Here is a 21,763-nt window from a genome sequence, read left to right as displayed (position 1 = left end):
TTCAATCCATCCTCAAAAATACGGTTAACGATTTCTGCTCTGTGACGAAATCCACATGTTGCATTACAATGATAATAATAGTACCTGTTTTTTCTTCCTTTAGATGCACTTCCGGTAATATTATTACCACACTTCGGACATGTCAGAAACCCTCTTAAGGGAAAGTTTTCATCGGATAAGATCTTAGTATTGGGACGTTCTTTTCTCTTTTTCCCATCCAACACATCCTGAACCCTATGGAATAGCTCTTCGCTAATAAGGGGCTCATGCTGGCCTTCTACCAAACAGGCATCCTCATCTTTGTGCTTTCCTAAGAATACTTTTCCATAATACACAGGATTTCGAATGGCAATATGAAATGAAGTTCTGCTTATTTTTTTGCTTGTTGATTTATTAAGCTCTTCTCTTATCTGGTTACAGGCCAGAATACCTTTTGCAATCTCATTAAAAGCCCACTTCATGGCAGAAGCTTCGGGTTCCTGTAACGCAATATACTTTTGTCCGTTTTCAAAGCTCTTATTGGCATACCCAAATGGCGCTTTTCCCATCACTCGCCCTTCTTTCCTTGCCCTGCGCATTCCGTAGAAAACATTGAGTGCCCTTCTGTCGTTTTCTACTTCAGGTGCCGCCAAATAAATAGCAAGCATCATTTTATTTTCAGGAATAGAAAGGTCAAGCGGCTGTTCAACGGCCTGTATCTCTATTCCTAATTTAGAAAGGATGCTTATCATCTGATAAGCATCCCCTGCATTCCTACTGAAACGATCCCATTTAGTAAATAGAATAAGGTTTGTCTTACAACTTTTCTTTTTCAGTGTAGTTAAAAGTCTTATCCATCCCGGGCGGTTAAATGATTTTGCGGAATGGTCTTCGTAGATTATTTGTCCAATAGAGATATTGTTAGATGAACAATATCTTTTTAAACGATCTTCCTGATCTCTTTGTGAATATCCTTTGTCTGCCTGTTCATCAGTAGAAACACGGATGTATAAATCTGCTACCTTCATAATTTTCATGTTTAGTAAATATTAGAGGACAGCTTTAGAAATACATTATTCAGAACCGAAGTACTGTCTAATAACAGACAAGGTAAGAGTGTACAGAAATTCCATGATCAATTCTGCCTCTTCCTCAGTTATTTCCATGCCTTCGTTTTGAAAGAATTCCATCACTTCCTCAATAGGTATTTTTTTTATTTTCTTGTCCTCCAGCACCCCGTACAAATTTCAAATAAAATTATTAGCGAAATTGAATAATAATTTTATTCGGCTATGAAGGAATGTCTATGGCTTTTAATGGCTTTATTTTAAAGCTAGTATTTCCGCCCACAAAAGAATTGGAGGATTCAGCTTATGTACATTTCAATTGGATTGTTATCCATATATAGTCATGAAGATATCTTCATCAATCTCCTCCTTTTTCGAGCAAAGAAATTTCTTCTGATTGCAGTCATCACCTGAATCAAGCGCTAAAGCCTCTTGCTTTATTCAAAACATTTTTCTAAAGCGTTTTTATGTTTCTTCCTTCATGTATTTCTGTTCCATATTATATATATAAAAAAGCCCACGCCGTTGTATATACTACTAGAGTATTTAGTGAGTGTCCATAACCTCACCCTATGGGTGTACAAGCACCCTCGTTATTTTTTTTAGCTATCCGATGATTAATTCGATACCAGCTTTTTCGGCTTTGTATTTTATTTTGGTCTGCAATTCATAATAACTCCAGTTGCGAAGCACAAATTCTTGTTCTTTTGCAATTCCTATTTTGTCTTCCTGATTTTTAAGAATAAGTGTGCCCGCCTGTTGCTGGATGCAGAAATCGATAAGCTTCCGACTATATACATGAAGCCGGTGACTTACATACCTGCTTTCCAAATTCTCTGTTTTATAAAGTGCCTTTTGTTTCCGTTTGGCTCCTTTTCCTGAACGGGCATAAGCAATGCCGGTTTGAATCCTTTTTTGACTTGCCTGAATGGCAAGCCTGCGGTACAAAAACTCCTCTTTTGAGCCGATATTAATTCGCACATTACCAATTTTTGCTACTATGGGATGTTCCAAAGACAGGGAAGCTTCAGCGATGATTTCGGGTTGTAAAAGGTGCTCTTCTTTTTCAAATTCAAATACTGCAAGCCAATAGATCTTCCCAGCTTTTAGCTGTATCTGTGATGTGCAAAGCTTTATCTCTCCTTTTAAAAGGCGTTCCATGATCAATCGCTTATCAGAGAAGTCTTTGCCTAAATACGTTTTAACTGGAATCGCAAACATGTTGAAGCAAAACGCTTTCTTTTGGTAATCGTACTTCATTTTGCTGATGCATTTAACTGGAAGCGGAATGGGAATGTCTTTTTTAAAATTTCTCAGCGATTTTGTTCCCTGCCAGTAGTGGACTTTATTTTTAGAAAAGGTTGATTGAATCGAATTATTCAGGCTTCCCAGAATATCGGTAGGAATTTCTCCTTTGAAACGGTCAAATACCATGCGTGCCGTTGTGTTTGTTTTAGAACGTGTAAATATTCCCATGTGATCTTTGGTTGCATCGACAAGCTTATATTGGATTTCTTCGGTGAAGTAAAAGAAATCTTTAATCATTTCCTGAACATACAGATGGGAAACAATTAAATTAGCCGCTCGAAAACACCTATTCTGATAACGATAGAGCTTTTCCCACATTTCGTTTTTTTCATTGGAAGGAACGTCGATCAGCATCTGAATTTTTCGGGTAAGTGTAATCGTTGATTTTTCCATTTCTAAAAGAGATTTGAGAGGTATTTCGATTTTGTAGAAATTGATAAGCATCTATAAATTCCCGGTGAACTTCCTTTTCAGGCAGTTTGAGTTGCCGTGCAATAACCGTGAAAGACGATTTTTGTTCAAACCTTCTTTTTAATATCTCGAGCTGTAGGTTACTGAGTTTATCTGGTTTTTCTTCGTTATTATCAGCTTTCTTCTGTGGCTGTTCAAAAGAACTTCCTTTAATGATTTTCCGAAGGTCATCTATAGCTCTGTTTACTTCATTGCTTGTATCTTTTATGCTGCTTCCCATTGCTTCTGCGATTGCTTTGTACTGAAAACCATATTCAAGGCAAAGTCTGATCAGGTTTCTTCTTTTGGGAGTGAGCACATTTACAACCTTTTTAACTTCATCAAAATCTTTTTGATCAGATTCCTGACGAAGAAGATGTTCTTTATCTTGCAGAGGATCATAACCAACAAGGTAATCCTGATAATTCTCAAAACGTTCAAGGGAATCAATTAAACGGGTAAATTTGTTTTTTGGAGCATTGAAATATGAGATACAGTCTCTTTTCAAAACAAACCGTAAAAAACAAACAATATGATTAGGAGTTTCAATGGAATCACGGTGTAGCCACAATTTGAGGAAGACATCCTGTACAAGCGTATCCACTACAAAATCATCTTCAATCATTTGTTTACCGAGCCAGAAAAGGAGTCTTTTGTATCGTAAATGAATATGTTCTAAAGAGGTCGGATTGCCTTTTTTCAGCAGTTCATAAAGCTGGTTATCATTCAATACACGGGGCAAAGAGTCTGTTCTTTTCATAGCAGTATATTTTAGCTAAATTATTGCTGGAAGGATTTCAATCTGATATACAAATTTTCTATTGTGATATACTGAGCTTTAGAGATTTTATGTACTATTGCCAAAAATTTGTTTGGTTCTAAGTTTTTAATCTCATATACTAGTTGCTTTTCTCTACCCATTAGGGATAGTAAGTTCTTTCTTAGGCTTGGACATCTTGATTGATATCAGTATTTTTTTTACCTAAAAAACAGCTCTACACCCCCTATTCTTTTACCTTTACAGCATCAAAATTTGGTAGTTGTAGCACAAAATACTACTTTTAAGGTGAGAGTTTAAAAGATAACCGACTTTAGGAGCTGGGGTATTTATAAATTCATGTTGAAACCTACCTCACTTTAATGTTAGGATTAGAGCTGATGATCTTTTTATTAAAAATGGTAGATTAACCTGCCGGTGGTTCCTTAATTGGAATGTTGGATAATTTCGTTCTCATATTAACTATTTTAAATGTTGGTATAGAACGATATTTTCTGTATGAAAAATTTCCTTGTAAAAAGCAAGGAGCGGTCACACGTTTTGGGCTCATGGGCGACCAACCCAACTTGTAAATCCTAAGACTTATAAGTTCCAACCACAAATTAACGTGAGAACCGCTCTCATGCCGTATGCAAAGTTAGGGAACTTTTAGACATGGAGCGATATCACGGTCATCTCAGTTGGAAATTGGTCGTTTTGAGCTGAGAAAACATCGTCAATTAATGCCAATTGGCATAATTATCAAATCGCTAAAGCAAATATAAGAATAATATTTAAATATCCAACATGTTGGATAATAAAAAAATAAAAAAATGGAGAAGATTATTCAATTTGAAACAACTCAATTTGACTTGGATCTAATAGAACATATCAAAACTTTGAGAAAATTAAAAAATATTACCAAAGAAAAGCTAAGTTTATTAATGGGAGTTTCAAAAACATTTGTTGGAAATGTTGAATCGTATACTCAACGACATAAATATTCTACTAGACATATTACTTTGTTGGCAAATGCTTTCAATTTTGATAATATTTCTCAATTATTGGACTTACCAACACCCAAGTATGATAAAATAAAAGTTACCATTAAGCAAACTCTCAACGAGAGTGGTACCAAGGTGATTCATAATGAAGTCATGAAAATAGAAGCACTCTAATATTAATTCCTCACAAATTGCAATATTTATCTTTCACTAATTTCTCTTAAGGACTTTATTTGGTCTGATGCAAAGGAAATATAAATTACTCTTGGACATTTTTTTAAATAAGATGAGTATTTGGGATTAAAAAAGGTGTTTATATGAATTTCAAGGAAAAAATAGTCTTTTAGCTTTGCATGCCAAAGAATTGGGACGACTTCCCTTCACTTTATGGCTGTTTATAATTTGTCAAAAGAAAAAAAGAAAAAAAAGAAAGTCCATTTTCCATTGTGCAAGATTTTAAAAAAGCAAGTTTATGATGAAAAATACAACCTGAAAGGTGGAGATTTTTTAGCATATCCTTCAGGACTTGAACTTGTCTTTTTCAAAATCTGAAACGATACCTTCACTTTCTTTTTATTATTTTTTGCCTGTTCTATTTGGGACGACATTGTCTTTTCCGGCGCTGTTGCTGAGCAATATTTTCTGATTCATAATTAACCTGTGTTTCACCAAAATTTAATAAACTTATGAGTTGAAGACTATTTTCAGGATTTTTAAAAATCTCCTCAAATACAGAAAATGGAATTTTATTTTCCTCACATACTTTTTCACAAATACCATTAACAATTCCAGCCAGTTTATCTTTGGTTGTTTTGAAAATGTGCGGCTGCTTTAATTTTTGAAATTGCAATGCCTTTATTAATGTATCTTTTACTGAGCTCAAATAATTTTGCTTTTCAGCTGAGTAAGAATTAACATTAGACAAAACGTTAGTGATTTTATTTTTCAGAATTGATATTTCCTTTTTCAGATCGTTATTTTTAATTTGAAGTTCTGTTATCAGCTTATTTTTGATTTCTAATTCCTGCTTATTTTTTCTGAGCTCAACATTATACGTTTTAAAAACTTTTTCATAGTTATCAAGCGTTTGATCTGTTCTAATTTTCTTAAACCCTAAGAAATCGCTTTCTTTCACAATAAGATCTTCAAACTTTTTGGAACTGATCTCAGATTTTACAGCATTTATTTTTTCATCCAGTGCCAAAAGCTCCCCTTCTTTTTTTCGAATCTTAAATTCTACCGCTTCTAACCTGCCTTTCGAACCTTCAATTCCTCTTTCCATTCCCAGACATTGCGCTGTAATATCCTGCATCTTTGAATAGTGAAAGGATTGATGCTTTAAAGTTTTTCCTGTTTCCAAATCCTGCCAATCAGCAACCAAATGAGCGTGATAATTTGGTTTCCATTCTTTAGTTTCCTTGTTAAAGTGTCCCTCGTCTTTATGGATAGCAATCTGAAAAATTCTTATTTTAAGTTCTTCTTCAAATCTGTTGGAAAGATTATGCAAATCCTGCATGGTCGTATTTTCCTTGATCACAACAACTGCTTCACGAATAGGCATTGCATTTTTTTGCAATTTCCTGCCAGACTTTTCCTTACAGTAGTTTTCTATTTTATGGAGTCTTTCTGAAAGTTTATCCTCTGACCAATATTCATTCTTTGACGTTAAATCTTTTCGCATATAATCAAAGGTTTTTCGTCTGAAGTTATGAGCTTCTGAATCTGATTTAGCGACTTTAAAGTTAATCGAAGTTTTCATATCGGATGATATGAAAGAATTCATTCCAGAACTGAAAATAAACATAAAGAGGAATTCTTTTGCTTCTTATGGCTTATATGTTTTATTTACTAGTTTACTACTTATAAAAAAAATATTAAAATGATAATTTTGTCCTGTATACTGTAAATGTAATCTCGCTACAATAGTATTTTTTGCAAAAAAAGAAGCACTCATTTATAATGTAAATTCACACTGAAATAACTATTAGAAAACAGGGAAAAACCCTAAACAAATTGAAGTCGTCAATTTAGTGTAGATAAATCCTCTTATTCTAAAACCGAAAAAGACAAAGAAGTTTAGGTGTGGAAGAATTCCCCAAAAAAAAGGCTCAGCTTTTTGACATGTCAATTGATCAGATTACTAATTACAACGGTTCTATTCCTAAAGAAGTAATTCTGGAAGATAAAACGGAACTCGAACAGATTCAGCTGAGACAGCAAATTGAAGAGGAAGACAACAAACTATTTTCCTACTTGCGAAAAAAATACTCACCAATAAAAAGTTTAAAGATTTTTTTGCTAAAAAAGCAGCACCTTTATAAAATACAAAACCCAAAGCTTTTGCAGTGGGTTTATTCTTATCCGATCAAAGTCGGGTGACTTTGAGCAGCGGGGTTTATAGCACATTAGTCTTTTATGAATTTTACAATGCAGTATTCAATTAATTGTTGTTGTGTAAAGATTACTTTTTTTTCATTTAGATACATAAACAATGAGTTATTTTTAACTATAATCTTTTGGGCTTAAGTTCTTTATAGTCTCACCAATTTTTATTTCGCTTTTTGTACTGGTAAATATACTGATCTTCTTACCAACACATTTGAAACACCTTTGTATGATTCTAAATATTTTAGGTAGTCTGCTTTCAATTTTCTTCTATTCCAACTACTAAACTATCACTTGAAATTTTCAGTTTTTTTTAATTTCATAAAAATATAGCGTTGTAAATCAACGCTATATTTTATTACTTAAGTGTTTGAAACATGACCAATTTTTTGATGCTCTACTTATAAAATTATTGTTTCGTATTCTTCACTAATATTAATTAATAAAAGGAATAAAGGGAACAAACGCTACAATCTTACTTTTTACAATGGTTTTTATATGAGATTCCAGGTATAGATTTTGGATCTGTTATTGGAATTTCTTTATTTGATGGATCATCAAATTTTTGAATAGCACCATCTCTCCAATGAGTAATAGAACTTTTTAAAATACTTGTTTTTGCACTGCAATTAATTTGTACATAAAATTCGATAAATTCTATCCCCGGATCATTTTCTTTGGTTTCTTCAATCTTATGCCATAGATAAACCTTATCCCCGGCATTACTTTCTAATTTTTCATATATTTTACTATCATATTCTCCTTTAACTAAAAATTTATACTCATTAGTTTTTTGAGAATAGATTGATAATGAAAAAAGACTAAAAAATAATAATATAATATTGTTTCTTCTCATATAAAAGTTTATTTAAAAATTAATAAATTTTAATTTTATAGTTCCCATATTCCTCATAAACGATTAATTCCCTAAAACTACATTTTCTATCTTAGTTGTATCAACTTTTATTGGTAATTCATTAAAACTCCACCCTTTAACTGGTAAATTAAACAATTGATCAATTTTATATGCATCTAATAAAGCATTACTTTTTGGGTGTAAAGAATCAAAGATTAATAAATATTTTTCATTTTTTTTCAAATCTAAGTTTATAGTACTTGAATATCTTCTTTTGTTTACAAAATACTCATAATCAACACCTATTCCATTAGTATCTTTATGATGCCAATCACTTATTATTAATGCAATTGTATATTTAGGATTTTCCAAAATTTTTTTACTACTAAAATAACTATTAATAAGAATACAAGAAATGACTATAATACCAACTCCTATGCAAATTACATGAAAATACTTATCTATTATTTTTTCATTTTTTAATTTTATTTTCTATAACAATATCTGTTGTGTTAAAATAAACTCCTGGCAAAAAAGTAGTACCAAAATATCCGCCTAGAATTCCGTTTGTTAGGCCATTATAGTTCCCTAATGCCATTCCCATAATCCCCGTGAATACCTTAGATCCATTAATGTATCTATCACTATATATTCCATTCCATCCTTTTCCTCCTTGCGAAGATGTATAAATATTGTTACTCATATTAGCTACAAAGTTTGCCCATCCCATTTTTATAGCAGTACTTCCTGATCCTCCTCCAATAAATGCGTTGATACCTGTTTGCTTTAAATCTATACTTCCTTTTATACTTTGCTGTAAGGCGGCATCAGTTGCTCCTCTAATAATAGTTCCTTGTGCATATGTGCCTATAGCACCATAACTGCCTAATGTAGCCCACCCAGTGACTGCATAGGTTGCAACAAAAGGTGCCGCTAATGCTCCTCCAAACATAAGGTAAAAATTTCTTTCTATCTTATCGGCTCCTGTCTCTACAACTTTATTGTAAAATCGCGCCCTATTTTGTTGCAAATTCCATTCCCCGAGTGCACCAGTGAGCTTACTCATCATAAGATAACTATTGTAGCCCTAATTTTCAGAATTGTTCCATGTAGAACTATTTCCATGAGCATTTATATTAACTGGTATAACATTTTCCCAATCTCCCATTGTAAAAGAACCACCATAACTTACAGAGGAATTATAGGCGAGCCCTGGACCTCCTGAACCACTTGACCCTCCCCCGTAACTGATAAATTCTCCCCCGTTATTAGCCCAACAAGAAATGGTCCCAGGTGGAACCACAACAGTAAACCGTAATACTCTATAATTAAAAGTATTACGGTTTTTTATTTATTATTCTTCCCAACATTTTCCCAACCGCATAAAATTATTTCAAATTTATATTTAATAAATACCAGAAAAATTTTTGCCCAGCATTTTAGATCTGAATATATTAATTGGATTTTTGATTAAATTCTTTTAATTCAAAATAGCAATTCTCACAAATTAACTGAATTTGCGCAAAGCTCTCAGATTCTTCATTCCACTCACCGTGCTCAATCCTCACTTTTTCACATTCGTCACACCACGCTTGGAAGTCATCATCTTCCTCCAATTCCATTCCTTTGTAGGTATCAAAGGCTTCCTGAAATCCTCTGGCAGTTTTGCAATCTAAATGCTGGCAGACAAATGCTGGGCGTGAATAGCCATGCTGAACACATTCGACTGTTTTTTGTTTAAGTAGTTGAACATCTTTGGAATCTATATCTTCGACAGCCATAATAACCATGAATTTGTCCAAATCATTCGAATCAACTTTGTATGCTCCTATTCCATTTAAGAAATCCAGACAGATTGACGTAAATTCCCAAGCATCAAATTTATCACTGGTAAAAGTTCCTTCGAGCAATTTTTCGTATTGATTTTTAGCACCAAATTCTTTGACAGCCAATACCTTTTCTTTGCTCTTTTCAATTGAATTTTCATTGAACCAGCTCCACATCCATGTTTGCTTATTTTGAGAATAGCTTCCTACAGGGATATACCTAAAGTATATTTCATCTTCGTCCGAGTTGTATAATCTTAAAAGTTCAGATTCACTGTCATAAAACCAATTTTCATAGCCATCTATATCAAACTTCTTTTTGAATAAATCTTGAATGTGAATTAGGTTATCCAGCTTCTCCTGACTAAATTCTTTGTAGTTCATTTAAATTGTTTTTATCCTTTTCTAATTTATGAATCATTATCCTTAGACACTTTCACATTTCCATTTTCCATTAAAAACCTATATCCAAATGGTAAACCAAGATATTTTAAAATATCAGGACGCGCAAATGCCACATGATGAAAATGAACTGTCTTTAAAGATTCAATATTATCATCATAATCATCCGTAATTAACCACCATCCAGACATGTGTTCTGGTGACTCATATCTGATTCCTTCAATATCTTTCCCTTCATAAACTCCATCAGAAATAACAATCATCTGACTAAAATTAGGAGATTGAGGAGCTAATCCATAATGTGAGCACAATTCAGACTGATTTCTAACAACTGAAATTGCCGTATCACAACCTTTATTAAAGCCGCTACCCTCAGAGTTTGCTTCATACAGATCATAGTATTTATTTTCATCTAGTCTAATTTGTAAAAGCCATGAATAATAGCCAATATTTTGGTTTTCAGAAATAATAGGTTTACTATCTACAATATAATCTATAATGTATTTAATAACGTCTATATAGTTTTCGGGTTGATTATTACCAATGGTAACTCTAATTTCTTTATCTAAGTAAGAGTTTAGTCCTTTAGTCTCAACATAAATATTATTACTACTTATTTCAATCTTTTTATATGTTATCATTCTATTTTTAAATTATTTCCATATCATCATTTTCAAATTTGTAAATAAATTCTGAAAACGACTCAGCTAGTAAAACAGCATCACTTTCTTCCATTCCGACAAATGGTATTGAGTAAATATTACTATTTTCTTTATTTATGAAAATACCTACACCGCTTCCATTTGTTCCAATAGCTATAAAATTTGGAACTAACTTCTGGGTTTCATATTCTTTATTGATTGCTTCCAATTCATTTAATGGAAACAACTCAATATATCCATTTTCAGAATTGATTTCATTATCCTTTAAATTATTAATATATGACAAATAATCGTTAGGATATTCAAAATTTAAACTCATAATATTATCTTAAGATAATTGCCCAATAATTCTGAAATATTTTCATCTTTCATTTCATAATACTTATCATCCAATTCATTTAATTTATCAAATAATATATCGTCGAAATCTACAATTTTTGAAAGTTCTCTATTAAAAATTAGATGTCTAAAATCATCTTCTATCAAATATTCTTCATTAACAAGATGGGTTGCTGCATCTAATAAATTAGCTCTTTGAGATGCCTCTATTAATTTTAAATTTTTAATGGTTAAATAAGCAAATTGTCCGTAAGAATTTAAGAAATATTGATGAGATCCACCATTCTCAACTTGCCATTGAAATAAAATAACAGTATAAACAACTTGTTGAGCTTTTGATAAATTCAAAACATGGTTATACCATGCATCACAATTATTTAATATTTCTTCTTTTATCCCTTTTGTAGATTCTAAATATATTTTCTCTATTAATTCTTGATTATTCATAATTTCTATTTTAGCAAAACAGAGCATTGGAAAAACCAATGCTCTGCTTGCAATGCTTTGGATTATGCATCATTTATGGCATAATTATAAAGAAGTTTTGTAAGCTCTTCGTTTGACAAAGCTTGATTATCATCATTATTAGACTCTTCAATAGCATCTAAAAAGTAATAAAAATCAAATAAATTAGAATATTTGATCCCATTATAAGAATATTCTATGTTTCCTTCCGTTTTCTCTATTTCAAAAAAAGCCAAATTATTGTCTATTTTTAAAGGTTGCTCCATATAGATTTCAACCACCTCAGATTTAGTATCCAAAGATTGTGTTTGGCAAAACTCTTCATAAGAGCCTCCATTTCTGAAAAACTGAATTAATTCTGCTAATTTCATATTTATATTATTAAAAATCTGGGTATTAATTTCTCAACACCCTTATTATCGGTAATATGTTTTAACTGTTTATTTTCCTTCTATCAATTCTAAAAATAAGTCCTGTAAGTCTTCGTTAATCTTTACATTGCTATTTTCTGTAGTTAGGAGTAAATCATCATCTATTTCATCAACATAGGTACTTCCATCTAATATTCCCAACACATGAGATAGAGTATTAATTTCAACGATCCTTAAAAATTTCAAAAAAACATCTTTTTCTTCCTTTGAAAACTCAATATACATAGGCAGAATCCCTTTCCATACCGGATCTTGTGCCTCATTTGTTGTATTTAACAAGTTTCTATACAATTCTATATTTCCCTCAATAACATCTCTTTCGAGAACTCTTACTAATTGTTCTGGTTTCATATATTAATTATACTTAGTTATTTTTATAAATGCATTTGGGTATCTTGTTTCATTTGCTTGAATTAATTCCTATAATGCACTATTTGGTACGCCTTATACTCCATAAACCCATCTTAATTTAAAAATAATATCTTTGATTTAAATAAAGCTTAAAAAATGGTTACATATATTTATGAAGGGGATATTTTTAGCCTAGAAGGAGTTTCTAATTTTGCACATGGTTGTAACTGTGCAGGTGCTATGGGAAAAGGAATAGCATTACAATTCAAAACGAAATACCCTAAAATGTATAAAGAATATAAAGCATTATGCCAAGAAGGTTTGTTTTTATTAGGAGATGTTTTTATTTATAAATACGAAACTGGAACTATTTTTAATTTAGGGACTCAAGCTACTTGGAGAACTAAAGCTGACCTTAATTCTATTGAGACTGCTTTGGAAAAAATGTTGTCCTATTCAAATTTAAATAAAATTAATAAAATAGCATTACCTAAAATTGGTGCCGGATTGGGTGGATTAGATTGGCATAATGTAAAAAGAATAATTGAAAATTTATCTGAAAATTATCCACAAATAGATTTATTGATAGTTGAAAATTATAAGAGTAAATAAAGCCCCAAATGGGGCTTTATTGTTATTGGTCATTCCAAGTACCTTCAAACTCTTCCTTTGGAATAAAGTCAGAATCTTGTAAATCAAGTTCTTCAATAGATTGGTCATATAACATAGATTCTCCCTGTTGTGGGTTTTCTAATGTTAAAAATACTTTTCCTTTAGAACTAATTTCAATTTGTCTGATTGCTTCTTCATTTTGAAAATGTATATAAAACCATATACTTTCTTCTTTCCAAAATTTTTTCACAAATAGTTCCTGTATGTTTTTATCCATAATGTTTCAAAATTTCGTTTTCATTTTCAGGTTGAGACAAATCCCAATACCACCATTTATCAGGATTATTTTTTTCCTCCTTGAACCTTTTAGTATAAGCTACTTTGAAAAGACTCATGAATAAAACTAGTACCTTTTCTAATTCAGAATCAGTTAAAGCAATTATTTTTTCTAAATTATGTTTGGCAACTCCTTTTTTCAACAAAACACAAGGAGTGTAAGTCGGTTTTAATTTACTTTCTTTTATAGCCACTTCTATGTCATTATTCTCAGGCTTTGATTGCGTAATTAAAAATATTATCTGTTCCAAATAATTTCTTTTTTCCTCTATCTTTAAATTAGAAAAAAAAATTTTAAAAGGAAGTATATCAATAAGTCCTTGCCCATTCTTATTAATAAAAATTTGATCAATAATTCCTAACATATTTATAAATTTAACGTGAATGAATAGTAAGATATGGCCTTGATAAATCAAGCTTCTTAAAAAGATCAATATTTCTTGGAGTATTACCTATTGTAGATCTAGCGCCAGCGATTGAGTTTTTTATTTTTGACCACTCCATTTTCAATAACATAATCCCAATCAGAATATGCCTTAGTCTTTCCGCTTGCCTTACTCCCAACTACTGTAATTGGTTTACTAATTCTTGTTGCTGCATTTTCAATTCTTAAAAGATCTCCTAAATTTAATTAATCATTGGCATCCGTGATTTCAAGAGCACCTGCACTGTTTCTTGCGAAACATTGTTAAAAACTAAGGCATTGAAATCAACACCCTAATTTTTCTATTTTATGTAAAGAGTATAAAAAGGATAAACTTTTTGTCTCAAAAAAGCTATCAACTCCACGTATTCGATGCCATTTCTATTTCTTTATAATATTCCATCATTTGAATTTAAAAAATTTAGCGTATTAACTTAATACGCTAAATTACAACTCCCCATTTTTTATATTATATCGGTTATCATTACTTAATTTTTGATTTTAATGTAACAATCTCATCAATTAATTGGGGGATGACATTTCGTGCCATAGCAATAAAATCTTGATCTTCTGGTTTGATCTTTATAAATTCTATATCATAATCTCTATTTTCATTTTCTCCTGTCATTATAAAACTTGAACCTGAATCAAAATCTCTTCCTTCAATATAGGAAGTCCAAGGAGAAACGGTTGCTTTATTACATATTTCGAGAATATTTTCTAATTCTGATTGTGTCATAACTATTTATTTTAAAGGGTTTTTTATTGTAGGGTTAAATAATTTTTCTGCTTGTTGTGCTGTTATACCAGATAATGTAGAATGAAAAGGATTATTTTTAGTTGGAGAGGATGTAATTTTTCCTCCTAGTGCTTCAATTTGACTAACAGTTGTAGTTCCAATTTTCCCATTAGGTATTCCAACAGATAAATCACTTATACTTAATCCTTTAGTACTATTTACTGAAACACCATTAAGTAATCCCTTTGCATCAACTGTTACACCTGATCCTTATCATATTATATTTTGTTTTATTCATAAAAATTTAATTATTCCTCCAAAACCATATTATTAATTTCTACACTATTAACCTTTATAGGTAATTCATCAATTTTCCATCCATTTACAGGAACTGAGGAAAGATTATTTATAGGATAAATATCTAAAAGAACATTATTTTCAGGTACTATTGAATCAAAAACTAAAAGATATTTTTGTTCCTTTTTTAAATCTAAATTTATTGTGTTAGAATATTTTCTACTATCTACAAAATATTCATAGTCTACACCAATTCCATTTGTGTCTTTATGATGCCAATCACTTGTTACCAATGCTATTGTATATTTTTTTCTTTTTGATACATTTTTAAGACCATTTAATGAACTTAAATACCAATAGCCAATTACAATGACGAGTATGGAAATTAGAATCAAATAGAAATTTTTATCAATTATATTTTTCATGTTTTTATTTGATCTTAAAAATAAATCTTGTAAATCTTCGTTAATTTTTCGTTACTACTTTCCGTAGTTAGGATAAATTTGTCATTTATTTCACCAACATAGGTACTTCCATCTAATATCCCAATCATAACTGCACTTTGTCCCACGTGATGTGCGTCCAGTCCAATTTCAATACCTCTTAACTTATTATAATCCCTTACTTTCCATAAATTACTCTCTATTACCTCATCTGTAGCCTTTCCTTTGGTAGCGATTATAGCTAATATACCAATCCCCATTGCAAGATACTGGTATTCCGGCTCCCAATTGCTTAAAACCTGTGCGCCTACATCAAAGCTATCTACCGGGGCACCAGCACCACTGACCACTTTTATCGGCCATTATGTTTATCCCTGAAAATTTCAACTTTCAGTTAATTTCTAAAAATATAGCGTTGAAAATCAACGCTATATTTTATTACCAACATATCTAGAACATTACCGAATAATTAACCTATTTAGTTTGAAATACTATTTCATCATGTACTAAATTAGATTGATAATCAAAAATTCTATCTTGATTTTCCCATTTGTTTTTCCCTATCAAAAGTCCACCAGCTATTATATGATACTTCTCTTTTTTTGATTTTATTTCAAATATTTTCATATTGTACATCAATAGATCCTGATTAATATCTTTTGACAAATCCTTTACTGCAATTTCTTTTATATCTAATTCGTAAAGATTGGTTGGAATATCAATATAACTTACTGCCCAAAACTCCAAATCAATATTATATGCCTCATCTTCTGAATAATCATCTTGATCAGGATATTTCATTTCACTGCGTAATAGTAATGAAGAGTGGCTTACTACATAAGCCCATATCTTAAATTTCCTGTTTGAATAAAACGTCATAAATTCTAATTATTTAATAAATAGTGAGTAATTAAGCTTTATCCGTAATTTTTCAAAATTTTATCTTCTATATTACGATCAGATAGATCCCAGTACCACCATTTATCAGGATTATTTTTTTCCTCTATAAACCGTCTTTTATATCCAATTTTAAATAAGCTCATCAATAAAACCAATGTCTTTTCTAATTCAAAATCAGGTAAATTAATTAACTTTATTAAATTATGATTTGCAACACCTTTTTTCAATAGAACGCAAGGTGTAAAAGTCGGCCTTAAACCACTGGCTTTTATAGCTGGTTCTATATCTTCATTCTGCGGTTTAGATTGTATTATAAGAGATATTATTCCTTCTAAATAATCTCTTTTGTTTTCTATATTAAAATTTGAAAACAGTATTTTAAAAGGATCAATATTTACAAGATCTTGTCCATACTTATTAATAAAAATTTGATCAATAATTCCTAACATATTTATAAATTTAACGAGGATGAATAGTAAGATATGGCCTTGATAAATCAAGCTTTTTAAAAATATCAATATTTCTTGGAGTGTTATCTATTGTAGATCTAGCGCCAGGGATTGAGTTTTTTATTTTTGACCATTCCTTACTATTTAGATTTTCAATAACATAATCCCAATCAGAATATGCCTTAGCTTTTCCGCTTGCCCTACTCCCAACTACTGTAATTGGTTTATTTATTCTCGTTGCTGCATTTTCAATTCTTAAAAGATCTCCTAAATTTAATTAATCATTGGCATCGACTATTTCAAGAGTACCAGCTCTGTTCATCCCAGAACTTATTTAAAACAGAGCACCAAATTTCAATGCTCTGCTATTTTTTAACTTATTTCATTCAAGAGATAATATTTTTAATATTTCTATTTCTCCAACAGGGGTAATCCCTTCTGTAAAAATTACATTTTCTCCAACCTTAAACCGATCTCCTAAAAATTCTTTATATAAAAAATTAATTTCCACTTCTTCCTTTTCACCTGGCGAAAAATCTTTTTTATCATTTAATAATAAAATTCTTCCAGAAGTTAAACCCTTTCCCAAATCAAATGTAGGTCTATAACCACTTCTAAAAGAACTTTCTCTTACATTTTCATATAAGTACAAGATTGCTCTAATTGTTATCATATAATAATTGTTAATTTATTTTTAATATAATTAAGGTAGTGGACTTTTGAAATAAACTTGAAGGTATTGATATAGATTTAATACCATCGGCTTCAAACCTTATAGCTTGCTGCATAACACTTTTGGGAACATCAACTTTTATAATAGTGTTTCCTGTTCCATCCCATTTCCATCCCATATTTTTTGGATACATTCTTAAGACCATTTAATGAACTTAAATACCAATAGCCAATTACAATGACGAGTATGGAAATTAGAATCAAATGGAAATTCTTATCAATTATATTTTTCATTTTTTTATTTGATTTTGAAAATAAGGCATTGATTTTCAATGCACTATTTTATAATAAATACACTTGAAAAAAATATTTTTTATTTTTCTTCAATTAATTCTAAAAATAAAGCTTGCAAATCTTCGTTAATTTTTTCGTTACTACTTTCCGTAGTTAGGATAAATTCGTCATTTATTTCATCAACATAGGTACTTCCATCTAATATCCCCAATACATGTGATAAAGTATTAATTTCAACAATTCTCAAAAATTTAAAAAAAAACGGTTCTTTCTTCTTTCGAAAAATCGATATACATAGGAAGAATTCCTTTCCATACTGGATCTCGCGCTTCTTTTGTAGTATTCAATAAATTTTCATACAACTCTATGCTTCCTTCGATGACATCTCTTTTGAGAATTTTTACTAATTCTGATGGTTTCATATGTGATATAATTATAGTTACTTTTATTCTATTATTTTTATAAATGAATCTGGATATTTTGTTTTGTTAAGTTGAATTAATTCCTATAATGCACTATGTGGTACGCCTTGTACTCCATAAACACATCTTAATTTAAGATTATTTAATTTAAAAATAAGATCTTTGATTTAAATAAAGCTTAGAAAATGGTTAATACATTTATGAAGGTGATATTTTTAGCCTAGAAGGAGTTTCTAATTTTGCACATGGTTGTAACTGCGCAGGTGCTATGGGAAAAGGAATAGCATTACAATTCAAAACGAAATACCCTAAAATGTATAAAGAATATAAAGCATTATGCCAAGAAGGTTTGTTTTTATTAGGAGATGTTTTTATTTATAAATACGAAACTGGAACTATTTTTAATTTAGGGACTCAAGCTACTTGGAGAACTAAAGCTGACCTTAATTCTATTGAGACTGCTTTGGGAAAAATGTTGTCCTATTCAAATTTAAATAAAATTAATAAAATAGCATTACCTAAAATTTGTGCCGGATTGGGTGGATTAGATTGGCATAATGTAAAAAGAATAATTGAAAATTTATCTGAAAATTATCCACAAATAGATTTATTGATAGTTGAAAATTATAAGAGTAAATAAAGCCCCATTTGGGGCTTTATTGTTATTGGTCATTCCAAGTATCTTCAAACTCTTCCTTTGTAATAAAGTCAGGATCTTGTAAATCAATCTCTTCAATAGATTGGTCATATAACATAGATTCTCCCCGGTGTGGGTTTTCTAATGTTAAAAACACTTTTCCTTTAGAACTAATCTCAATTTGTCTGATTGCTTCTTCATTTTGAAAATGTATATAAAACCATATACTTTCTTCTTTCCAAAATTTTTTTACAAATAATTCTTGCATAAGTTTATAACTAAATCAATTGAATTCATATTTCCAGTTTTTAACTTTATCAGAATAATAATTGCGATTTTCTTTAAAATCGTCATATGACAATTCACTCAAGTATAAGTCTTTAAAAAAGAACTTATAAGCAGAATCATTATTTAGATTGATAGTAAAATAAAAAGGATCTACCCATTGTTCAGTAGTACCATTTTCTCCCCAGATCATAATACCTTCAATAGATATAATATTATCGACTTGGTTAATATTAGTAATAAGGCTATCATCTATCCAAACTTTCTGATCTATTTGAGGTTCTTTTTTAATCATCGTATGTAGTAAACCAGCTAATAAAAAAGAAGTATCTCCTAGTATTTCATTATAATAATTTGAATTTTTAAAATTATTGATATTATTAATATTCTTTAATAATTCTTCTAATAGCATTTTAGCAATTTCATTTGTTGATTTCATATGTTTATTTACCTAAATATTTTTCGATGTATTTTATCAAATTTTGTTCAGCACCTTGTCTCTCTCCATGAGTTAAATCTCGTCCAAGTCTAGAAGTAACTTTTATTCTCTGTTGAGAGCTTATTTAAAGTTCATTAAGTAATATCATTAATTCATCCTTTGAAAAATTCACTAAATCAATAACTCTGGGTAAAGCACCATGAACCTTTTTAGTTGCATCTATAGATGGTAAACCTTTTAAAAGCCCTGGTCCCTTAGTAGACTGACTGTTAGAGTTCCAATAATCCATATACTCATTTACATGGCTACGGATCTCAATTCCCCAGAAAAAGCTGCTTTTTGAAAGCTCAATAGGAGGAATATTAATATGAACACCGCCGTCACCATCTGTTGTAGTTCCTATTGTAATACCAATATTGGAAAGCAGCATGTTGGTATTAGGTTGGCTCCAATTAATACCATTCCCGTCGTAGTCCATTGAAATACCATCAGTACTGGTAAATCCTACACCGGTATTATACCAAGTCGTACCATCCTGAGAATTATTCCAAAAACCTGCGCCCAAGTCCATACTCATTCTTCTATCCGGATCATACATCATCACCGGATTGTTTATTACATAAGAATACGGAGAAGAAGATGATAACGGTTGCTTCTATTTCAAAACTATATTTTCGCTTTTCTTTAAGGCAAATATTCCTTTACTAATTAGTAAAGGAATATTTGTTTATATTTATTCTTTTTTACTAAATAAATGATATTCTCTAAAGAAAACATCAATAGAATTTAAATTTTCATTTTGACTTATTATCTCTATAAAATCAGCCCAAGTAGATTGATTTTCGAAGTTAAATTTATTTTTTAACCACTCATAGAAATTAGATCTAAAATCATTTTTAGAACTCTTATCTTTAAAATATTCATTTACAAAAAACCCTCTTAAAAAGTTTCCAAAAAAAAGACATTTTTTTCACGAAAATACATTTGAGGTCTTTTTTCAATATGAGGCAAAATTTCGTGTATAGTCATAATTTAAACATTTAAATCTTTTATAAATAATTTAATTTGTTTAAACAATTCAGAATACGCTATCTCTGCATCATTTTTTGCAATTATAGAAAAAATATATTCATTCCAAATCAAAGATGTTTTTTCTCCATTGCCGTTCAGCCATTCAGAAAACATTAAATTTAAAGGAAGATTTTCAGTATCATTAATTGCACAAAAATATCCGGATATAAGTGACGATATTGTCATAAAATCCGGTTTACTCACATACATTTTAGGTCTGCTTTCAATATGATTAATAAAATTATTTAAAATTATTTTTGTTTTCATTTTATTTTATTCTATTTGAAAATTAAATCATCGCCGTACTCAAACAATGCTTTATAATCATTAATATGCATACCAGAAGGTCCTGTTATTCTATCAAAAACAACATCACCGACTTTTACAGCTTTATGATAAAACCATCCTGATACTTCCTCGCTTCCATATTTTACAGGTCCTAATTGTAATCCTTTCATCGGATTAGAAACAGTCATAATATCTCCACCTACTACTTTTTGAATAGCTAATGCATCTGCATCACAACTTGCATTTTGCAGAACTTTGACACTTACTTTTTCTAAAAATGGCCAAGCACAATCATTATGCACCAGAATGCCTTTCTCAGAAACATAATAATTATGGTTACCCTCAACTTCAAAGTTATAGACTTTTACTTTCTCATCCAAAAACTTTATAAATTCTACAGGAGAAGTTTTTCCGTCTAAAGTGGTTAGAAGCATTCCTTTGGTTAGGTTTTTGGCTTCTATCCAGCTTCCGCTTACATAGAATGGATGCTCTGGTGTACATGTAATTTCTGTTCCGTTTAAAATAAAAAAAGAGTAGCTCTCGACTACTCTTTTTTACTTATGATTCTATTAATGGAATATCTTTATAGCTATCTACATCGAGATTAAGAATATATTCTATAATTTTATCAATATCTGTCTTAGGACATATTTTTTCTTCGTTCCAAGCCGGCTCTTCTGGATAAAAAGAAAATCTACAGGAGCCATCATTATTAAAAATAATTAGACCGTTGTATTTTACTTTTTTATCCATTATACTCAAGTCTCCGAAATCACAACGAATACTTAGATTATCCTCAGAATAATTCGGATAACTCCCAGCCAAACCAAATGAGAAATAATTATAATTAATTCCTACATCTTTTAATTTAAATAAAAAATAATGATATAATGTATACCTAATATCAGAAGTTACTGATGAAAGGTAGTTCATATAATCAATTGCAGAAGGAATATCATTGAAAGATTTTATCGTATTATTCCTATCAAGATATTTTAGCCCTTTTGTAACAAAATGTTCTTCTGAATCATAAAAAACAGAAACTTCATGATTTGTTGCATTAACAATAACATTTTTATAATAAATTGTTATGTCATCTTTAGTTTGGAAATATTTTCGATAAATATCATAGTCAGGAATACTGAATAAGGCATATTTAAGCTTTTCTATCAT

Annotated in this window: 31 protein-coding genes and 1 pseudogene; 3 read left to right on the top strand and 29 right to left on the bottom strand. The window is 30.4% G+C overall.

Translation table 11 applies throughout. The features are described 5' to 3' along the window. Positions 1-35 precede the first annotated feature (35 nt). From BM143_RS24225 to BM143_RS23050, 3 genes and pseudogenes are all read right to left on the bottom strand, one after another. Positions 36-1,007: pseudogene (locus BM143_RS24225) on the bottom strand (recombinase family protein); the annotation flags it as partial. Between the two features lie 645 nt (positions 1,008-1,652). Then, positions 1,653-2,747, bottom strand: coding sequence for a hypothetical protein (locus BM143_RS23055; protein WP_090027651.1), 1,095 nt, complete (start codon positions 2,745-2,747; stop codon positions 1,653-1,655). Next, entirely contained in the window at positions 2,683-3,564 is an 882-nt protein-coding gene (locus BM143_RS23050; RefSeq protein WP_090027649.1) for an RNA polymerase sigma factor, read from the bottom strand. The genes BM143_RS23055 and BM143_RS23050 overlap by 65 nt, the downstream gene beginning before the upstream one ends. 830 nt (positions 3,565-4,394) lie before the next feature. Here BM143_RS23050 and BM143_RS23045 point away from each other — a divergent pair. Then, a complete protein-coding gene (locus BM143_RS23045) occupies positions 4,395-4,739 on the top strand; it encodes a helix-turn-helix domain-containing protein (protein WP_090027647.1) in 345 nt (114 codons plus the stop codon). A gap of 418 nt (positions 4,740-5,157) precedes the next feature. Here the strand turns inward: BM143_RS23045 and BM143_RS23040 are convergent, their stop codons facing one another. The 10 genes from BM143_RS23040 to BM143_RS22985 form a co-directional block, all read right to left on the bottom strand. Further along, positions 5,158-6,324: a plasmid recombination protein gene (locus BM143_RS23040; protein WP_090027646.1), complete on the bottom strand. Its 1,167-nt coding sequence runs from the start codon at positions 6,322-6,324 to the stop codon at positions 5,158-5,160. Positions 6,325-7,425: 1,101 nt separating this feature from the next. Next, entirely contained in the window at positions 7,426-7,806 is a 381-nt protein-coding gene (locus BM143_RS23030; protein WP_090027644.1) for a hypothetical protein, read from the bottom strand. Between the two features lie 63 nt (positions 7,807-7,869). Next, complete coding sequence (locus BM143_RS23025) at positions 7,870-8,178, bottom strand: hypothetical protein (RefSeq protein WP_090027642.1); 309 nt, start codon at positions 8,176-8,178, stop codon at positions 7,870-7,872. A gap of 100 nt (positions 8,179-8,278) precedes the next feature. Next, positions 8,279-8,875, bottom strand: coding sequence for a hypothetical protein (locus BM143_RS23020; protein ID WP_090027641.1), 597 nt, complete (start codon positions 8,873-8,875; stop codon positions 8,279-8,281). 385 nt (positions 8,876-9,260) lie between these two features. Further along, a complete protein-coding gene (locus tag BM143_RS23010) occupies positions 9,261-10,016 on the bottom strand; it encodes a DUF6882 domain-containing protein (RefSeq protein ID WP_090027637.1) in 756 nt (251 codons plus the stop codon). Between the two features lie 26 nt (positions 10,017-10,042). Further along, on the bottom strand, positions 10,043-10,675 hold the full coding sequence (locus BM143_RS24215; protein ID WP_228430945.1) for an immunity protein Imm33 domain-containing protein: 633 nt from the start codon (positions 10,673-10,675) through the stop codon (positions 10,043-10,045). Between the two features lie 7 nt (positions 10,676-10,682). Next, positions 10,683-11,015 (bottom strand): SMI1/KNR4 family protein, encoded by a 333-nt coding sequence (locus BM143_RS23000; protein WP_090027636.1) that lies wholly within the window; start codon positions 11,013-11,015, stop codon positions 10,683-10,685. Then, on the bottom strand, positions 11,012-11,482 hold the full coding sequence (locus tag BM143_RS22995) for a DMP19 family protein (protein WP_167375337.1): 471 nt from the start codon (positions 11,480-11,482) through the stop codon (positions 11,012-11,014). Before BM143_RS22995 ends, BM143_RS23000 begins: the two co-directional genes overlap by 4 nt. A gap of 62 nt (positions 11,483-11,544) precedes the next feature. Beyond that, entirely contained in the window at positions 11,545-11,871 is a 327-nt protein-coding gene (locus BM143_RS22990) for a hypothetical protein (RefSeq protein ID WP_090027633.1), read from the bottom strand. Between the two features lie 69 nt (positions 11,872-11,940). Then, entirely contained in the window at positions 11,941-12,282 is a 342-nt protein-coding gene (locus BM143_RS22985) for a hypothetical protein (protein ID WP_090027632.1), read from the bottom strand. A gap of 156 nt (positions 12,283-12,438) precedes the next feature. On the opposite strand from BM143_RS22985, the gene BM143_RS22980 reads away from it, so the two are divergent. Continuing rightward, the gene (locus tag BM143_RS22980; protein ID WP_090027631.1) at positions 12,439-12,894 is read left to right on the top strand and encodes a macro domain-containing protein; all 456 of its coding nucleotides are present in this window, start codon (positions 12,439-12,441) and stop codon (positions 12,892-12,894) included. A gap of 22 nt (positions 12,895-12,916) precedes the next feature. Here BM143_RS22980 and BM143_RS22975 read toward each other — a convergent pair whose 3' ends face one another. The 10 genes from BM143_RS22975 to BM143_RS24095 form a co-directional block, all read right to left on the bottom strand. Beyond that, on the bottom strand, positions 12,917-13,171 hold the full coding sequence (locus BM143_RS22975; RefSeq protein ID WP_228430943.1) for a hypothetical protein: 255 nt from the start codon (positions 13,169-13,171) through the stop codon (positions 12,917-12,919). Next, positions 13,164-13,595 (bottom strand): DUF5958 family protein, encoded by a 432-nt coding sequence (locus tag BM143_RS22970; protein WP_090027629.1) that lies wholly within the window; start codon positions 13,593-13,595, stop codon positions 13,164-13,166. The genes BM143_RS22975 and BM143_RS22970 overlap by 8 nt, the downstream gene beginning before the upstream one ends. A gap of 543 nt (positions 13,596-14,138) precedes the next feature. Then, the gene (locus BM143_RS22965) at positions 14,139-14,393 is read right to left on the bottom strand and encodes a hypothetical protein (RefSeq protein ID WP_090027628.1); all 255 of its coding nucleotides are present in this window, start codon (positions 14,391-14,393) and stop codon (positions 14,139-14,141) included. A gap of 308 nt (positions 14,394-14,701) precedes the next feature. Beyond that, positions 14,702-15,115, bottom strand: coding sequence for a hypothetical protein (locus tag BM143_RS22960; protein WP_090027626.1), 414 nt, complete (start codon positions 15,113-15,115; stop codon positions 14,702-14,704). Positions 15,116-15,129: 14 nt separating this feature from the next. Continuing rightward, positions 15,130-15,483 (bottom strand): hypothetical protein, encoded by a 354-nt coding sequence (locus BM143_RS22955; protein ID WP_090027624.1) that lies wholly within the window; start codon positions 15,481-15,483, stop codon positions 15,130-15,132. A 124-nt stretch (positions 15,484-15,607) separates the two neighbouring features. Then, positions 15,608-16,012, bottom strand: a complete 405-nt coding sequence (locus tag BM143_RS22950; protein ID WP_090027623.1) for a hypothetical protein — start codon at positions 16,010-16,012, stop codon at positions 15,608-15,610. Positions 16,013-16,050: 38 nt separating this feature from the next. Then, entirely contained in the window at positions 16,051-16,482 is a 432-nt protein-coding gene (locus BM143_RS22945) for a DUF5958 family protein (protein WP_090027621.1), read from the bottom strand. Between the two features lie 382 nt (positions 16,483-16,864). Beyond that, entirely contained in the window at positions 16,865-17,155 is a 291-nt protein-coding gene (locus BM143_RS22940) for a hypothetical protein (protein WP_090027620.1), read from the bottom strand. Positions 17,156-17,527: 372 nt separating this feature from the next. Beyond that, positions 17,528-17,695: a hypothetical protein gene (locus tag BM143_RS24100; protein ID WP_167375336.1), complete on the bottom strand. Its 168-nt coding sequence runs from the start codon at positions 17,693-17,695 to the stop codon at positions 17,528-17,530. Between the two features lie 4 nt (positions 17,696-17,699). Next, positions 17,700-17,870, bottom strand: a complete 171-nt coding sequence (locus tag BM143_RS24095) for a hypothetical protein (protein ID WP_167375335.1) — start codon at positions 17,868-17,870, stop codon at positions 17,700-17,702. A gap of 196 nt (positions 17,871-18,066) precedes the next feature. Here BM143_RS24095 and BM143_RS22930 point away from each other — a divergent pair, with 196 nt between their 5' ends. After that, positions 18,067-18,510: a macro domain-containing protein gene (locus tag BM143_RS22930; RefSeq protein WP_228430949.1), complete on the top strand. Its 444-nt coding sequence runs from the start codon at positions 18,067-18,069 to the stop codon at positions 18,508-18,510. A gap of 22 nt (positions 18,511-18,532) precedes the next feature. Here BM143_RS22930 and BM143_RS22925 read toward each other — a convergent pair whose 3' ends face one another. From BM143_RS22925 to BM143_RS22900, 6 genes are all read right to left on the bottom strand, one after another. Then, positions 18,533-18,775, bottom strand: coding sequence for a hypothetical protein (locus BM143_RS22925; RefSeq protein ID WP_090027615.1), 243 nt, complete (start codon positions 18,773-18,775; stop codon positions 18,533-18,535). 15 nt (positions 18,776-18,790) lie between these two features. Next, complete coding sequence (locus BM143_RS22920) at positions 18,791-19,231, bottom strand: hypothetical protein (RefSeq protein ID WP_090027613.1); 441 nt, start codon at positions 19,229-19,231, stop codon at positions 18,791-18,793. 124 nt (positions 19,232-19,355) lie between these two features. Next, positions 19,356-19,832: a hypothetical protein gene (locus BM143_RS22915; RefSeq protein WP_139222100.1), complete on the bottom strand. Its 477-nt coding sequence runs from the start codon at positions 19,830-19,832 to the stop codon at positions 19,356-19,358. A gap of 431 nt (positions 19,833-20,263) precedes the next feature. Then, positions 20,264-20,569, bottom strand: a complete 306-nt coding sequence (locus BM143_RS22910; protein WP_090027610.1) for a hypothetical protein — start codon at positions 20,567-20,569, stop codon at positions 20,264-20,266. Positions 20,570-20,580: 11 nt separating this feature from the next. Continuing rightward, complete coding sequence (locus BM143_RS22905; protein ID WP_228430947.1) at positions 20,581-21,096, bottom strand: polymorphic toxin-type HINT domain-containing protein; 516 nt, start codon at positions 21,094-21,096, stop codon at positions 20,581-20,583. A 52-nt stretch (positions 21,097-21,148) separates the two neighbouring features. Then, positions 21,149-21,763 carry a hypothetical protein gene (locus BM143_RS22900; RefSeq protein ID WP_090027606.1) on the bottom strand — a complete coding sequence of 205 codons (615 nt, stop codon included), beginning with the start codon at positions 21,761-21,763 and terminating at the stop codon, positions 21,149-21,151.

Source organism: Chryseobacterium oleae, from assembly GCF_900115055.1.
GTDB classification, from domain to species: Bacteria; Bacteroidota; Bacteroidia; order Flavobacteriales; family Weeksellaceae; genus Chryseobacterium; species Chryseobacterium oleae.
This window is presented reverse-complemented; position numbering and strand designations above follow the sequence as displayed.

Excerpts from the sequence above, each read along its gene's own strand:
- BM143_RS23055 (WP_090027651.1), bottom strand. The coding sequence starts at position 2,747 with ATGGAAAAATCAACGATTACACTTACCCGAAAAATTCAGATGCTGATC.
- BM143_RS23050 (WP_090027649.1), bottom strand. The coding sequence starts at position 3,564 with ATGAAAAGAACAGACTCTTTGCCCCGTGTATTGAATGATAACCAGCTT.
- BM143_RS23045 (WP_090027647.1), top strand. The coding sequence starts at position 4,395 with ATGGAGAAGATTATTCAATTTGAAACAACTCAATTTGACTTGGATCTA.
- BM143_RS23040 (WP_090027646.1), bottom strand. The coding sequence starts at position 6,324 with ATGAAAACTTCGATTAACTTTAAAGTCGCTAAATCAGATTCAGAAGCT.
- BM143_RS23030 (WP_090027644.1), bottom strand. The coding sequence starts at position 7,806 with ATGAGAAGAAACAATATTATATTATTATTTTTTAGTCTTTTTTCATTA.
- BM143_RS23020 (WP_090027641.1), bottom strand. The coding sequence starts at position 8,875 with ATGATGAGTAAGCTCACTGGTGCACTCGGGGAATGGAATTTGCAACAA.
- BM143_RS23010 (WP_090027637.1), bottom strand. The coding sequence starts at position 10,016 with ATGAACTACAAAGAATTTAGTCAGGAGAAGCTGGATAACCTAATTCAC.
- BM143_RS24215 (WP_228430945.1), bottom strand. The coding sequence starts at position 10,675 with ATGATAACATATAAAAAGATTGAAATAAGTAGTAATAATATTTATGTT.
- BM143_RS23000 (WP_090027636.1), bottom strand. The coding sequence starts at position 11,015 with ATGAGTTTAAATTTTGAATATCCTAACGATTATTTGTCATATATTAAT.
- BM143_RS22995 (WP_167375337.1), bottom strand. The coding sequence starts at position 11,482 with ATGAATAATCAAGAATTAATAGAGAAAATATATTTAGAATCTACAAAA.
- BM143_RS22990 (WP_090027633.1), bottom strand. The coding sequence starts at position 11,871 with ATGAAATTAGCAGAATTAATTCAGTTTTTCAGAAATGGAGGCTCTTAT.
- BM143_RS22985 (WP_090027632.1), bottom strand. The coding sequence starts at position 12,282 with ATGAAACCAGAACAATTAGTAAGAGTTCTCGAAAGAGATGTTATTGAG.
- BM143_RS22980 (WP_090027631.1), top strand. The coding sequence starts at position 12,439 with ATGGTTACATATATTTATGAAGGGGATATTTTTAGCCTAGAAGGAGTT.
- BM143_RS22975 (WP_228430943.1), bottom strand. The coding sequence starts at position 13,171 with ATGGATAAAAACATACAGGAACTATTTGTGAAAAAATTTTGGAAAGAA.
- BM143_RS22970 (WP_090027629.1), bottom strand. The coding sequence starts at position 13,595 with ATGTTAGGAATTATTGATCAAATTTTTATTAATAAGAATGGGCAAGGA.
- BM143_RS22965 (WP_090027628.1), bottom strand. The coding sequence starts at position 14,393 with ATGACACAATCAGAATTAGAAAATATTCTCGAAATATGTAATAAAGCA.
- BM143_RS22960 (WP_090027626.1), bottom strand. The coding sequence starts at position 15,115 with ATGAAAAATATAATTGATAAAAATTTCTATTTGATTCTAATTTCCATA.
- BM143_RS22950 (WP_090027623.1), bottom strand. The coding sequence starts at position 16,012 with ATGACGTTTTATTCAAACAGGAAATTTAAGATATGGGCTTATGTAGTA.
- BM143_RS22945 (WP_090027621.1), bottom strand. The coding sequence starts at position 16,482 with ATGTTAGGAATTATTGATCAAATTTTTATTAATAAGTATGGACAAGAT.
- BM143_RS22940 (WP_090027620.1), bottom strand. The coding sequence starts at position 17,155 with ATGATAACAATTAGAGCAATCTTGTACTTATATGAAAATGTAAGAGAA.
- BM143_RS24095 (WP_167375335.1), bottom strand. The coding sequence starts at position 17,870 with ATGAAACCATCAGAATTAGTAAAAATTCTCAAAAGAGATGTCATCGAA.
- BM143_RS22925 (WP_090027615.1), bottom strand. The coding sequence starts at position 18,775 with ATGCAAGAATTATTTGTAAAAAAATTTTGGAAAGAAGAAAGTATATGG.
- BM143_RS22920 (WP_090027613.1), bottom strand. The coding sequence starts at position 19,231 with ATGAAATCAACAAATGAAATTGCTAAAATGCTATTAGAAGAATTATTA.
- BM143_RS22915 (WP_139222100.1), bottom strand. The coding sequence starts at position 19,832 with ATGATGTATGATCCGGATAGAAGAATGAGTATGGACTTGGGCGCAGGT.
- BM143_RS22910 (WP_090027610.1), bottom strand. The coding sequence starts at position 20,569 with ATGAAAACAAAAATAATTTTAAATAATTTTATTAATCATATTGAAAGC.
- BM143_RS22900 (WP_090027606.1), bottom strand. The coding sequence starts at position 21,763 with ATGATAGAAAAGCTTAAATATGCCTTATTCAGTATTCCTGACTATGAT.